The sequence below is a fragment of the Streptomyces sp. NPDC014656 genome, assembly GCF_043084305.1.
In the GTDB taxonomy this organism is placed as follows: domain Bacteria; phylum Actinomycetota; class Actinomycetes; order Streptomycetales; family Streptomycetaceae; genus Streptomyces.
The window spans coordinates 138,222-150,573 of record NZ_JBIBZN010000018.1 but is presented as its reverse complement, the minus strand read 5'-3'; the positions used below and the strand labels follow the sequence as shown (position 1 = coordinate 150,573).

12 protein-coding genes and 1 rRNA gene are annotated in these 12,352 nt (G+C 74.7%); 11 read left to right on the top strand and 2 right to left on the bottom strand.

The features are described 5' to 3' along the window. From rrf to ACF1ED_RS32105, 3 genes are all read left to right on the top strand, one after another. Positions 1-91, top strand: a 5S ribosomal RNA gene (rrf, locus tag ACF1ED_RS32115); the annotation flags it as partial. Positions 92-323: 232 nt separating this feature from the next. Beyond that, positions 324-1,505 (top strand): hypothetical protein, encoded by a 1,182-nt coding sequence (locus tag ACF1ED_RS32110; RefSeq protein WP_391766479.1) that lies wholly within the window; start codon positions 324-326, stop codon positions 1,503-1,505. Continuing rightward, positions 1,505-2,260 (top strand): hypothetical protein, encoded by a 756-nt coding sequence (locus ACF1ED_RS32105; RefSeq protein ID WP_391766477.1) that lies wholly within the window; start codon positions 1,505-1,507, stop codon positions 2,258-2,260. The genes ACF1ED_RS32110 and ACF1ED_RS32105 overlap by 1 nt, the downstream gene beginning before the upstream one ends. A gap of 66 nt (positions 2,261-2,326) precedes the next feature. Here the strand turns inward: ACF1ED_RS32105 and ACF1ED_RS32100 are convergent, their stop codons facing one another. Next, positions 2,327-3,619 (bottom strand): DUF1015 domain-containing protein, encoded by a 1,293-nt coding sequence (locus ACF1ED_RS32100; protein WP_391766476.1) that lies wholly within the window; start codon positions 3,617-3,619, stop codon positions 2,327-2,329. Between the two features lie 84 nt (positions 3,620-3,703). Here ACF1ED_RS32100 and ACF1ED_RS32095 point away from each other — a divergent pair, with 84 nt between their 5' ends. The 4 genes from ACF1ED_RS32095 to ACF1ED_RS32080 all read left to right on the top strand — a co-directional run bounded on the left by ACF1ED_RS32095 (position 3,704) and on the right by ACF1ED_RS32080 (position 7,989). Further along, a complete protein-coding gene (locus tag ACF1ED_RS32095) occupies positions 3,704-4,804 on the top strand; it encodes an HAD hydrolase-like protein (RefSeq protein ID WP_391766474.1) in 1,101 nt (366 codons plus the stop codon). Positions 4,805-4,973: 169 nt separating this feature from the next. Then, complete coding sequence (locus ACF1ED_RS32090) at positions 4,974-6,029, top strand: iron chelate uptake ABC transporter family permease subunit (protein ID WP_391766472.1); 1,056 nt, start codon at positions 4,974-4,976, stop codon at positions 6,027-6,029. Next, the gene (locus tag ACF1ED_RS32085; protein WP_391766470.1) at positions 6,026-7,060 is read left to right on the top strand and encodes a FecCD family ABC transporter permease; all 1,035 of its coding nucleotides are present in this window, start codon (positions 6,026-6,028) and stop codon (positions 7,058-7,060) included. Before ACF1ED_RS32090 ends, ACF1ED_RS32085 begins: the two co-directional genes overlap by 4 nt. 47 nt (positions 7,061-7,107) lie before the next feature. After that, positions 7,108-7,989, top strand: a complete 882-nt coding sequence (locus tag ACF1ED_RS32080; RefSeq protein ID WP_391766468.1) for an ABC transporter ATP-binding protein — start codon at positions 7,108-7,110, stop codon at positions 7,987-7,989. On the opposite strand, the gene ACF1ED_RS32075 is transcribed toward ACF1ED_RS32080, so the two are convergent. Next, entirely contained in the window at positions 7,978-8,325 is a 348-nt protein-coding gene (locus ACF1ED_RS32075) for an SCP2 sterol-binding domain-containing protein (RefSeq protein ID WP_391766466.1), read from the bottom strand. The genes ACF1ED_RS32080 and ACF1ED_RS32075 overlap by 12 nt on opposite strands. A gap of 42 nt (positions 8,326-8,367) precedes the next feature. Here ACF1ED_RS32075 and ACF1ED_RS32070 point away from each other — a divergent pair, with 42 nt between their 5' ends. Genes ACF1ED_RS32070 through recN form a run of 4 tightly spaced genes read left to right on the top strand, consistent with a single transcriptional unit; the run spans position 8,368 to position 12,215 of the window. Beyond that, entirely contained in the window at positions 8,368-8,676 is a 309-nt protein-coding gene (locus ACF1ED_RS32070; protein WP_391766464.1) for a hypothetical protein, read from the top strand. Between the two features lie 7 nt (positions 8,677-8,683). Beyond that, on the top strand, positions 8,684-9,499 hold the full coding sequence (locus tag ACF1ED_RS32065) for a TlyA family RNA methyltransferase (protein WP_351856744.1): 816 nt from the start codon (positions 8,684-8,686) through the stop codon (positions 9,497-9,499). After that, on the top strand, positions 9,496-10,413 hold the full coding sequence (locus tag ACF1ED_RS32060) for an NAD kinase (RefSeq protein ID WP_391766462.1): 918 nt from the start codon (positions 9,496-9,498) through the stop codon (positions 10,411-10,413). The genes ACF1ED_RS32065 and ACF1ED_RS32060 overlap by 4 nt, the downstream gene beginning before the upstream one ends. Before the next feature lie 50 nt (positions 10,414-10,463). Further along, complete coding sequence (gene recN / locus ACF1ED_RS32055) at positions 10,464-12,215, top strand: DNA repair protein RecN (RefSeq protein WP_391766460.1); 1,752 nt, start codon at positions 10,464-10,466, stop codon at positions 12,213-12,215. Positions 12,216-12,352: the final 137 nt, after the last annotated feature.

Genomic DNA, 12,352 nt, shown 5'->3' with positions numbered 1-12,352 from the left:
GCCCGGTTACATTCCGAACCCGGAAGCTAAGCCTTTCAGCGCCGATGGTACTGCAGGGGGGACCCTGTGGGAGAGTAGGACGCCGCCGAACAATTCTTCAAAGGACCCCTGGTCCCAGCGTTCACGCTGGGACCAGGGGTCCTTTTGTTTTTGCTTGACTTTTCCGAGGCGCGGCCGGGTGCCGGCTGCGCGAGAATGACTGCAGTACCCGAAGACAGGAGTCACACCGATGTCCACCAACTCTCCCGACGACCGTCCGGAGCGCGAGCCGCGTCGCAGGGACGGTGCCGGTGGCGACCGGGGCGGCTTCCGTGGCCCCCGCCGTGACGACAGCCGTGGTGACAACCGTGGTGGGGGTGGCTTCCGCCGCGACGACAACCGTGGCGGCGGCTACCGCCGTGACGACCGTGGTGGCGACAGCCGTGGCGGCGACCAGCGCGGTGGCGGCGGCTTCCGTCGTGACGACAACCGTGGCGGTGGCGGTGGCTACCGGGGCGGTGACCAGCGCGGTGGCGGCGGTTTCCGTCGCGATGACCGTGGTGGTGACAACCGTGGTGGCGGCGGGTTCCGTCGTGACGACCGCCGGGACGAGCGTCCTTCGTCGTTCCGTCGGGACGACCGGCCTTCCTTCCCGCGTGACGACCGGCGCGACGAGCGTCGGGACGACCAGCGCGGTGGCGGTTTCCGCCGTGACGACCGTGGTGGCGACCAGCGTGGTGGCGGCGGTTTCCGTCGCGATGACCGTGGTGGCGACCAGCGTGGTGGCGGCGGTTTCCGTCGCGATGACCGTGGTGGTGACAACCGTGGTGGCGGCGGGTTCCGTCGTGACGACCGCCGGGACGAGCGTCCTTCGTCGTTCCGTCGCGATGACCGGCCCTCGTACCCGCGTGACGACAACCGTGGTGGCGGTGGCGGTGGCTACCGGGGCGGTGACAACCGTGGTGGCGGCGGGTTCCGTCGCGATGACCGTGGTGGCGACCAGCGGGGCGGTGGCGGTTTCCGTCGTGACGACCGTGGTGGTGACCAGCGTGGTGGCGGCGGGTTCCGTCGTGACGACCGCCGGGACGAGCGTCCTTCGTCGTTCCGTCGCGATGACCGGCCCTCGTACCCGCGTGACGACCGCCGGGACCAGCGTCCCTCGTCGTTCCGTCGGGACGACCGGCCCTCCTTCCCGCGTGACGACCGGCGCGACGAGCGTCGGGACGACCAGCGCGGTGGCGGTTTCCGCCGTGACGACCGTGGCGGCGACCAGCGCGGTGGCGGCTTCCGGCGCGATGACAACCGGGGCGGCGGCGGATTCCGCCGCGACGACCGGGGTGGGTTCCGTGGGCGGGACGACCGGGGCGGCGACCGCGGTGGGTACCGGGGCCGTGACGACCGTGGCGGCGAGCGCGGCGGGTACCGCGGGGACCGGGAGCGGAGCGATCGCGCGCCCCTCAAGCGGCTGCCGATCCCGCCGGAGGTCACCGGCGAGGAGATCGACCCCGATGTGCGTCAGGAGCTGATGAGCCTGCCCAAGGGCCTGGCCGAGGACGTCGCCCGCAACCTGGTCATGGTCGCGCAGCTGATCGACGAGGACCCGGAGAAGGCCTACGGCTACTCCAAGGTCGCGCTGCGGCTCGCCTCGCGCGTCGCCGCCGTCCGCGAGGCCGCCGGCTTCGCCGCGTACGCCAACCAGAAGTACTCCGAGGCGCTGGCCGAGTTCCGTGCCGCGCGCCGGATGAGCGGCGGCGTGGAGCTGTGGCCCGTCATGGCCGACTGCGAGCGCGGCCTCGGCCGGCCCGAGCGGGCGCTCGCCATGGCCGGCGAGCCCGAGGTGCAGAAGCTCGACAAGGCCGGGCAGGTCGAGATGCGGCTCGTCGCCGCCGGCGCCCGCCGGGACATGGGGCAGCTGGAGGCCGCCATCGTGACCCTGCAGAGCCCCGAGCTGGCGTCCAGCGCCAACCACCCGTGGACCGCGCGGCTGCGGTACGCCTACGCCGACGCCCTGCTCGCCGCCGAACGGGAGCAGGAGGCCCGGGAGTGGTTCGCCAAGGCCCTGGAGGCCGACAAGGACGGGGCGACGGACGCCTCCGACCGTCTCGCCGAGCTCGACGGGGTCGAGTTCGTCGACGCCTTCGACGAGGACGAGGACGAGGACCGGGCGGACGAGGACCGGGCGGACGAGGACGCGGCCGACGACCGTGACGACGAGCGGGACCTCACCGACGAGGACGACGTCATGGCCGACGAGGACGATGACGAGGACGACCGGAGCTGAGGCTCGGTGAGACGGGGAAGGGGCGGCATCCGTTGGGTGCCGCCCCTTCCCCGTGCCGTACGGGCCTCAGTCGAGGGCCAGGCTGCGGAGGACCAGTCCCGTCGCCGGCTTGGGGCCGAAGGACGTCGACTTGCGGGGCATCGTGACGCCCTGGCGGGCCAGGTCGCGGACGACCTCCTCCCGTACCGGATGCATCAGGACCGCCGTGCCGCCCCGGCGCTCGGCCTGGGCGACCGCCGCCGCCGTGTCGTGGATGTAGGCGATGTCCTCGGGGGCGTCAGGGACGTGCCAGACGTGGTCCAGGAGCGTGGCGTGCAGGACCGTCGCGTCCAGGGTGCGCCAGGCCTCCGGACGGTCCGTGCGGACCGTGCGGGCCAGCAGGGCCGGGTCGGGACGGTCCAGCAGGTGGAAGGCGCCGTCGCCCGCGAGGAGGAAGGCGTTGCCCCCGGCGGCCGCCTCGGCCAGAACCTCCAGCGCCTCGGGGAGGGGGCGCTCGACGCGGCGGACCCGGAAGGAGTCGCCGACCGCGTCCAGGGCCTCCGCGACCGGCAGCCGGCTCAGCAGGCGGTGGATCGCGCGGACCCGCAGGGGATAGCGGACCGTGTCGATGAGGAGCACCAGGCCCTGGTTCCAGGGGCCGGGGGTCGGATGCTCGGCGCGGAGCCGCAGATAGGTCGCCCAGCGGTGGTGGCCGTCCGCGATGAGTGCCTGGTGGCGGGCGAGCTCGGCCGTGGCCGCCGCCTGCTCGGCCGGGTCGGTGACCGCCCACAGCCGGTGGTGGAAGCCGTCCTCGGTCGTCGTGGCGAGCAGCGGCTCGCGCAGCACGGCGGCCTCGATCACCGAGTCCGCGCCGTCACCGTCGCCCGGGTAGGTGAGGAGCAGCGGCTCCAGGTTGGCGGCGGTGGTGCGCATCAGGGCGGCGCGGTCCTCGACGACGTGCGGCATCACGTCCTCGTGGGGGAGGACGACCCCCTCGTCGGGCGTGCTGAGTTCCAGGGCGCCGATGATGCCGCGCTGGAGGACGCCGTCGCCCCGCTGCTCGTACACGTACAGCGCGGGGGTCGGGTCGGGGGCGAGGACGCCGTCGGCCAGCCAGCGGTCCATCGTGACCGCCGCCTTGCGGTGGCGGGTGCCCGCCGTGACCGCCTGGGGGAGGATCAGCCGGACGATGTTGTGCGGGTCGGCGGACTCCAGGTGGAGCAGCCCGTCAGGTCGTACGACGACGTCGTAGGGCGGGGACGTGACGGCCGCGAGGCTGCCGACCCGCTCGGGGACGTACCGGATGCCGCGGAACGGATGCAGGCGCAGCCCCGCCGTGTCGTCGCGGACGGCGTCGGCCGCGTGACCTGAGGTGTTCATCTCGTCATCGTAGGCGCGCGGCGGCGATGAGCGATGATCGGGGGAGCGGGGGATTTACCGGCGGTGAGTGAGGAGCGGGTGGTCATGGCGCGAGACGGCCAGGAGCGGCGGACGGAACGGGGCCGGCCCGGCGGCAGCGCGGTCGCGCTGAGCGCGGCGTACGACACGGCACTGCTCGACCTCGACGGGGTCGTGTACTTCGCGGGCGGGGCGGCGATCCCGTACGCCGTGGAGGCGCTCGGGGCGGCGCGGAACGGCGGGATGCGGCTCGCCTACGTGACGAACAACGCGCTGCGGACGCCGGACGCGGTCGCCGCGCACCTCACCGAGCTGGGCGTGCCGGCCGAGCCGGGGGACGTCGTCACCTCGGCGCAGGCCGTGGCGCGGCTCGTGGCGGAGGACGTGCCCGGGGGCTCCCGGGTGCTCGTCGTCGGCGGCGAGGGGCTGCGGGTGGCGCTGCGGGAGCGGGGGCTCGTCCCCGTCGAGTCGGCCGACGAGGAGCCGGTGGCCGTCGTACAGGGGTACGGCGGGCCGGACATGGCCTGGGGGCGATTCGCGGAGGCGGCGTACGCGATCGGGCGGGGCGTGCCCTGGTACGCCTCCAACACCGACCTGACGATCCCGGGCGCGCGCGGGATCGGGCCCGGGAACGGCGCGGCCGTCGAGGTCGTGCGGATCGCCACCGGCGGCCGGGTCGAGCCGAAGGTCGCGGGGAAGCCGCAGCCTCCGATGCACCGGGAGACCGTGCTGCGGACCGGGGCACAGCGGCCGCTGGTCGTCGGGGACCGGCTGGACACCGACATCGAGGGCGCCTTCCACGGGGGCGTCGACTCGCTGCTGGTGCTGACGGGGGTGACCGACGTGGCGACGCTGCTCGCGGCGGTGCCGGAGCACCGGCCGACGTATGTGGCGGCGGATCTGCGGGGGCTGCTCGTCGGTCAGCCGGAGGTCGTGGCGGACGGCGGAGGTGGTTTCCGGTGCGGGGGGTGGCGGGCCTCGGTGAGCGGGGACGCGCTCGTGCTGGAGGGCGCGGAGGAGACGGGAGAGACGGGGCCGGCGGGGCCGGTTGGGGAATCCGGGGTGCTCGACGGGGTGCGGGCGCTGTGCGGGGCGGCGTGGACGTCGGCCGGGTCCGGGGCGTGCGGGCTCGACGCCGGGAAGGCGCTGGCGCGGCTCGGGCTGTAGGGCCCTGGAACGGGCCGCTCCGGGGGACCGGGACGGCCGGCCGGGGGGCTCGGCGGGGCGCCGGGGATCCCGGTGGCCGCCCGGCGGCTCCGGGGGGCGCCGGAGGTCCCGGGGGATTCGGGGCGACCGGGCCCTGCTAGATCAATATTGGGTAGGCTAACCTAACCGGGTGTTGGTCGAGAGTCCCTCCCGTACGAGCGCGGAGCCGGTGAAGGCCGGGCAGACCCCGAGGCGCCGGAACTCCGTGCGCGCCCTCGGGCTGCTCGCAGCCGTCGGCGTCCTGCTGCTTGTCTGTGTCCTCAGCATCATGATCGGTGCCAAGCCGGTGCCGTTCGACGACGTGTGGCACGGGCTGTTCCACAACAGCGGCGTCGGCAACGACGTCGTCATCCACGACGTGCGGGTGCCGCGCACCCTGCTCGGGCTGCTCGTCGGCCTGGCGCTCGGCCTGGCCGGCGCGGTGATGCAGGGGCTGACCCGCAACCCGCTGGCGGAGCCCGGACTGCTCGGCGTGAACGCCGGCGCGGCCGCCGCCGTGGTGTCGGCCATCGCCTTCCTCGGCGTCACCGACGTCCGCGACTACGTGTGGTTCGCCTTCGTCGGCGCCGCCGTCGTCTCCGTCGTCGTGTACGCGCTCGGCGGCAGCCGCAGCGCGACGCCGGTGCGGCTCGCGCTCGCCGGCACGGCCGCCACCGCCGCCCTGTACGGCTTCGTCAACGCCGTCCAGCTGCTGAACTCGGCCGCCCTCGACCGGCTCCGCTTCTGGACCGTCGGCTCGCTGGCCTCCGCCGACATGGACACCGTCGGCCGGGTCGCGCCCTTCATCCTCGTCGGCGCCGTGCTGGCCCTCGGCATCGCGCGGCCGCTCAACGCCATGGAGATGGGCGACGACTCGGCCCGCGCGCTCGGCGTGAGCATCAACCGGACCCGGGTCGTCGCCATGCTCGCCGTCACCCTGATGTGCGGCGCCGCGACCGCCGCCTGCGGGCCGATCGTCTTCCTCGGCCTGATGGTGCCGTACATGGTCCGGGCGGTCACCGGCCCCGACATGCGGTGGATCCTGCCGTACGCGGCCGTGCTCGCGCCCGTGCTGCTGCTCGGCTCCGACGTCCTCGGCCGGGTCCTCGTCCGGCCCGCCGAACTCCAGGTCGGCATCGTGACGGCCCTCGTCGGCGGTCCCGTCTTCATCCGACTCGTCCGCCGCAAGAGGATGGCCCAGCTGTGACCACCAAGACCCTGCGGACCGGCGGCGGGCTCTCCCTGCGGTACGAGCCGCGGGCCGCGCTCTGCGGCCTCGGGCTGATCCTGCTCACCCTCGGGCTCGGCATCGTCCTCGTCGGCACCGGCGACTTCCCGATGACGCCGGGCGAGGTCGTCGACACCCTGCTCGGCAAGGGGACGGTCGTCCAGGAGTTCGCCGTCATGGAGCTGCGGCTCCCACGGGTCCTCGTCGCGATCCTCGTCGGCGGCGCGCTCGCCCTCGGCGGGGCCGTCTTCCAGTCGGTCTCCCGCAACCCGCTGGGCAGCCCCGACGTCATCGGCTTCGGCCAGGGCGCCACCGTCGGCGCGCTGGCCGTGATCGTCCTCTTCCAGGGCAGCGCCGTCGCCACCGCCCTCGGGGCCGTCGTCGGCGGCGTCGTCACCGGCGTCGCGATCTACCTGCTGGCGTGGAAGCGGGGCGTGCACGGCTACCGGCTGGTGCTCGTCGGCATCGGCGCCGCCGCCATGCTGACGTCCGTCATCCACTACCTCATCACCAAGGCCAACCTGGTGGACGCCACCCGCGCCACGGTGTGGATGACGGGCTCCCTCGACGGGCGCGACTGGACGCAGTTCTGGCCGCTGCTCGCCGTCTGCTGCGTCCTCGTGCCGCTGGTCCTCGGCCACGGGCGGGCGCTGCGGATGCTGGAGATGGGCGACGACGCCGCGTACGCCCTCGGCGTGAAGGTCGAGCGCACCCGGATCGTCCTGATGGCCTCCGCCGTGCTGCTCGTCGCCGTCGCCACCTCGGCGGCCGGGCCCATCGTCTTCGTCTCCCTCAGCGCCCCGCAGCTGGCCCGCCGGCTGACCCGGGCGCCCGGCCCGAACCTGGCGGTGTCCGCCGTCATGGGCTCCGCCCTGCTGCTGGGCGCCGACTGGATCGCCGGGAACGCCTTCGGCGACCGGCAGCTGCCCGTCGGCGTCATCACCGGCATCCTCGGCGGCTGCTACCTGCTCTGGCTGCTCGTCAGCGAGCGCAAGGCGGGCCGGATATGACCACCTCGACCCCGCACGCACCCGTACCGGACACCAGGAGCACCCCCATGAGCGATCGGCAGCAGCAGCGGCTCGGGGCCGATTCGGTCACCCTCGCGTACGAGCAGCGGGTCATCGCCCGCGACCTGTCCGTCGAGATCCCCGACAACTCCTTCACCGTGATCGTCGGGCCCAACGCCTGCGGCAAGTCCACCCTGCTGCGCGCCCTGTCCCGGATGCTGAAGCCCACGCAGGGCCGGGTGCTGCTCGACGGCCAGTCGATCCACGCGATGCCGGCGAAGAAGGTCGCCCGGACCCTCGGCCTGCTGCCGCAGTCGTCGATCGCGCCCGACGGCATCACCGTCGCCGACCTCGTCGCCCGCGGCCGCTACCCGCACCAGGGCCTGCTGCGCCAGTGGTCGCCCGAGGACGAGCGGATCGTCCAGGAGTCGATGGAGTCCACCGGGGTCGCCGAGCTCGCCGACCGGTTCGTCGACGAGCTCTCCGGCGGACAGCGCCAGCGGGTGTGGATCGCCATGGCCCTCGCCCAGCAGACGCCGCTGCTGTTGCTCGACGAGCCGACCACGTACCTCGACATCCAGCACCAGATCGACGTCCTCGACCTGTGCGCCGAGCTGCACGAGACGCAGGGGCGGACGCTCGTCGCCGTCCTGCACGACCTCAACCACGCGGCCCGGTACGCCACCCACCTCATCGCGGTGCGCGGCGGCGAGGTCGTCGCCGAGGGCCCGCCGTCCGAGGTGGTGACCGCCGAGTTGGTCGAGCGGGTCTTCGGGCTGCGCTGCCAGGTCATCGACGACCCGGAGACGGGCACCCCGCTCGTCGTCCCGGCCGGGCGGCAGGCGCGGGCCCGGCGGGCCGTGCCGGCGCGGGAGGCCGCGAGGGAGGCCGCGCAGGGCGGTGCCCAGGAGCCCGCGCTACAGAAGTGAGCGCAGCCGCAGCAGGTCGCGGAAGCCGGCCTCCAGCCTGATCCGGCCGGAGGCCCACGCCTTGGCGAAGTTCAGCCGGCCGTCCACCATCGCGACCAGGTCGTCGCCGGTCATCGCGAGGCGGATCTGGGCCTTCTCTCGCGGCGGGCCGGCCGCCGTCGACCCGACGGTCATCCGGCCGCCCGCGAGCCGGCCGGTGAAGGTCGTGTCGAGGTCCGTGAGGTGGCAGCTCAGGGTGCGGTCGAACGCCGCCGCTCCCCGGACGTCGCCGTCCGCGCGCGCGAGGTTGTCCGCCAGCTTGTCGAGTGCGTCGCGGCACTCCGTGATCGTCGCCATCGCCGTCGACCGTACCCCAGGGCCACGCGGTAGCGTCGGGGCATGAGCGAAGCGATGACGGCGGCGGAGACCGGCCCGGAGACGGCGCGGGACGCCGGTACGGGCTCCGGGGACGGCGCCGGCGGAGCGGTGGAGGCGCCCGCCGCGCCCGCGCCGCTGGGGGTGGAGCGGGAGGCCACCGGGCTGCCGGCCGTCGACGCGCTCCTGGAGCGGCTGGCCGAGGCCGACCGCCTCCCGGCGGAGGGACACCTCGCGGTGTACGAGGATGTACACCGAGGACTGCGCGCCGAGCTGACCACGCTCGACGCGCACCCCGCCCCCGAACCCCGTCCGCACGACCCCAGGAGCTGAACCCAACGTGGCAGGAGTGGCACGCCGCCGACTCGACGCCGAGCTGGTCCGGCGCAAACTCGCCCGCTCGCGCGAGCACGCCGGCCAGCTGATCGCCGCGGGCCGGGTGACCGTCGGCAAGACCGTCGCCACCAAGTCCGCCACCCAGGTCGAGACCGCGGCGGCGATCGTCGTCTCCCAGGACGACTCCGACCCCGACTACGTCTCGCGCGGCGGGCACAAGCTCGCCGGCGCCTTCGAGGCCTTCGTCCCCCTCGGGCTGGAGGTCGCGGGCCGCAGGGCGCTCGACGCGGGCGCGTCCACCGGCGGCTTCACCGACGTGCTGCTGCGCTCCGGCGCCGGGCACGTCGTCGCCGTCGACGTCGGCTACGGGCAGCTCGCCTGGTCGCTGCAGAGCGACGAGCGGGTCACCGTGAAGGACCGCACCAACGTGCGCGAGCTGACCCTCGACGCGATCGACGGCGTCCCCGTCGACCTCGTCGTCGGCGACCTCTCCTTCATCCCGCTCGGGCTCGTGCTGCCCGCGCTGGTCGCCTGCACGGCGCCCGGCGCCGACCTCGTCCTGATGGTCAAGCCGCAGTTCGAGGTGGGCAAGGAGCGGCTCGGTTCCGGGGGCGTCGTCCGCAGCGCCGAGCTGCGCGCCGACGCCGTGAAGAACGTCGCCCGGCAGGCGGCGGAGCTCGGGCTCGGGGTGCTCGGCGTCACCGCCAGCCCGCTGCCCGGGCCGTCGGGGAACGTCGAGTACTTTCTGTGGCTGCGGGCCGGCGCGCCCGCACTCGATCCGGCTGACGTCGACCGCGCCGTGGCGGAGGGACCTCGTTGACAGCATCAGCGGCACCACAGGCACCACGTACCGTCTTCCTGCTCGCGCACACCGGCCGGCCGGCCGCGGTGCGCAGCGCCGAGCTCGTCGTCCTGGGGCTGCTGCGCAGCGGCATCGGCGTCCGTGTCCTGGAGGCGGAGGCGGCGGACCTGCCGGTGCCGCCCTCCGTGGAGAAGATCCCGGACAACTGTCCCGAGGCGCTCGACGGCTGTGAACTGATCATCGTCCTCGGCGGTGACGGGACGCTGCTGCGGGGCGCCGAGTTCTCCCGCGCCTCCGGGGTGCCGATGCTCGGCGTCAACCTCGGCCGCGTCGGCTTCCTGGCCGAGGCCGAGCGGGACGACCTCGACAAGGTCGTCGACCGGGTCGTCACCCGGGCGTACGAGGTCGAGGAGCGGATGACCCTGGACGTGGCCGTCTACCAGAACGGCGACGTGCTGCACAGCGACTGGGCGCTCAACGAGGCCGCCGTGCAGAAGGTGTCCCCGGAGCGGATGCTGGAGGTCGTCCTCGCCATCGACGGCCGGCCGGTCACCGGCTTCGGCTGCGACGGGGTGATCTGCGCGACGCCGACCGGTTCGACCGCGTACGCCTTCTCGGCGGGCGGCCCGGTCATCTGGCCCGAGGTGGAGGCGCTGCTGATGGTGCCGATCGGGGCGCACGCGCTGTTCGCCAAGCCGCTCGTCACCACGCCCGAGTCCGTGCTCGCCGTCGAGGTCGAGCCGCACACCCCGCACGGGGTGCTGTGGTGCGACGGGCGGCGGACCGTGGAACTGCCCGCGGGCGCCCGGGTCGAGGTCCGGCGCGGCGCGGTGCCGGTCCGGCTCGCCCGGCTCCACCACGCCTCCTTCACCGACCGGCTCGTCGCCAAGTTCGCGCTGCCCGTCTCGGGCTGGCGGGGCGCGCCGCACTGACCGCCGTTCCTCACGGGGGGTGATGTCGCGTCGCGGCACGGAAACCTCGTATGGTCTGGGGCGTGCTGGAGGAGATGCGGATACGGTCGCTCGGGGTCATCGACGACGCGGTGGTCGAGCTGTCGCCCGGCTTCACCGCGGTGACCGGTGAGACCGGCGCGGGCAAGACCATGGTCGTCACGAGCCTGGGGCTGCTGCTCGGTGGGCGGGCCGACCCGGCCCTGGTGCGGATCGGGGCCGCCTCGGCGGTCGTCGAGGGGCGGATCAGCCTGCCGCCCGGCGCGCCGGTGGCGGCGCGGGCCGCGGAGGCGGGGGCGGAACTCGACGAGGGCGCCCTGCTGGTGACCCGTACGGTCTCCGCCGAGGGGCGCTCACGGGCGCACCTCGGGGGGCGTTCGGTGCCGGTCGGGCTGCTGGCCGAGCTGGCCGACGAACTCGTCGCCGTGCACGGCCAGACCGATCAGCAGGGCCTGTTGAAGCCCGCCCGGCAGCGCGGCGCGCTCGACCGGTACGCGGGCGAGGCGGTGTCCGGGCCGCTCGCCGCCTACACGGAGGTGTACCGCAGGCTGCGGGCCGTCACCGCCGAGCTGGAGGAGATCACCACCCGGGCACGTGAGCGAGCGCAGGAGGCCGATCTGCTGCGCTTCGGGCTGGCCGAGATCGAGGCCGTGGCCCCGCGGGCCGGCGAGGACGAGGAGCTGGCCGCCGAGGCCGAGCGGCTCGGGCACGCCGAGGCGCTCGCCTCCGCCGCCGCGCTCGCGCACGCCGCGCTCGCCGGGAACCCGGAGGACCCCGAGTCCGTCGACGCGACCACCCTGGTCGGCGGGGCGGGCCGGGCCCTGGAGGCCGTACGGGCGCACGATCCGGCCCTCGCCGCGCTCGCGGACCGGGCGGGGGAGATCTCCATCCTGCTGGCCGACGTGGCGCAGGAGCTGGCCGGGTACGCGGACGACCTGGACGCCGATCCGCTGCGGCTCGCCGCGGTGGAGGAGCGGCGGGCCGCCCTCACCCAGCTCACGCGGAAGTACGGCGAGTCCGTCGCGGCCGTCCTGGCCTGGGCGGAGGAGAGCGCGCGGCGGCTCGGGGAGCTGGACGGCGACGACGAGCGGACCGGGGAGCTGACCGCCGAGCGGGACCGGCTCCGCGACGAGCTGTCGGTCCTCGCGCAGCGGCTCACCGACGCCCGCACCGAGGCCGCGGACCGGTTCGCCGGGGCGGTCACCGCCGAGCTGGCCTCGCTCGCCATGCCGCACGCGCGGGTGTCCTTCGACATCCGGCAGACCGAGGCGGCCGACGGGTCCTCCGGCGTCGAGGTCGGCGGGCGGTGGGTCGCCTACGGTCCGGCCGGCGCCGACGAGGTCGAGCTGCTGCTCGCCCCGCACCCCGGTGCCCCGCCGCGGCCCATCGCCAAGGGGGCGTCCGGTGGTGAGCTGTCCCGGGTGATGCTCGCCGTCGAGGTGGTCTTCGCCGGGGTCGACCCGGTGCCGACGTACCTCTTCGACGAGGTCGACGCGGGCGTCGGCGGCAAGGCGGCGGTGGAGATCGGCCGCCGGCTCGCGAAGCTGGCCCGGACCGCGCAGGTCGTCGTCGTCACCCACCTGCCGCAGGTGGCGGCCTTCGCCGACCGGCAGCTGCTCGTGGAGAAGACCAACGACGGTTCCGTCACCCGCTCCGGGGTCACCGTCCTGGAGGGCGAGGAGCGGGTCCGTGAGCTCTCCCGGATGCTCGCCGGGCAGGAGGACTCCGAGACCGCCCGGGCCCACGCGGAGGAGCTGCTGGCCACGGCCAGGGCCGACGCCTGAGGCGGCGCGCGGCCGGGCGTTCGCGCGCCCTCGGGCCCGGCGTTCGTACGCGCCCTCGGACGGGGGCGCGCGCGAACGCCTCGCGAGCTCACCCGAGTGGGTGAACTCGGGGCCTGGGGCGGGGCACCGGCCGCCCG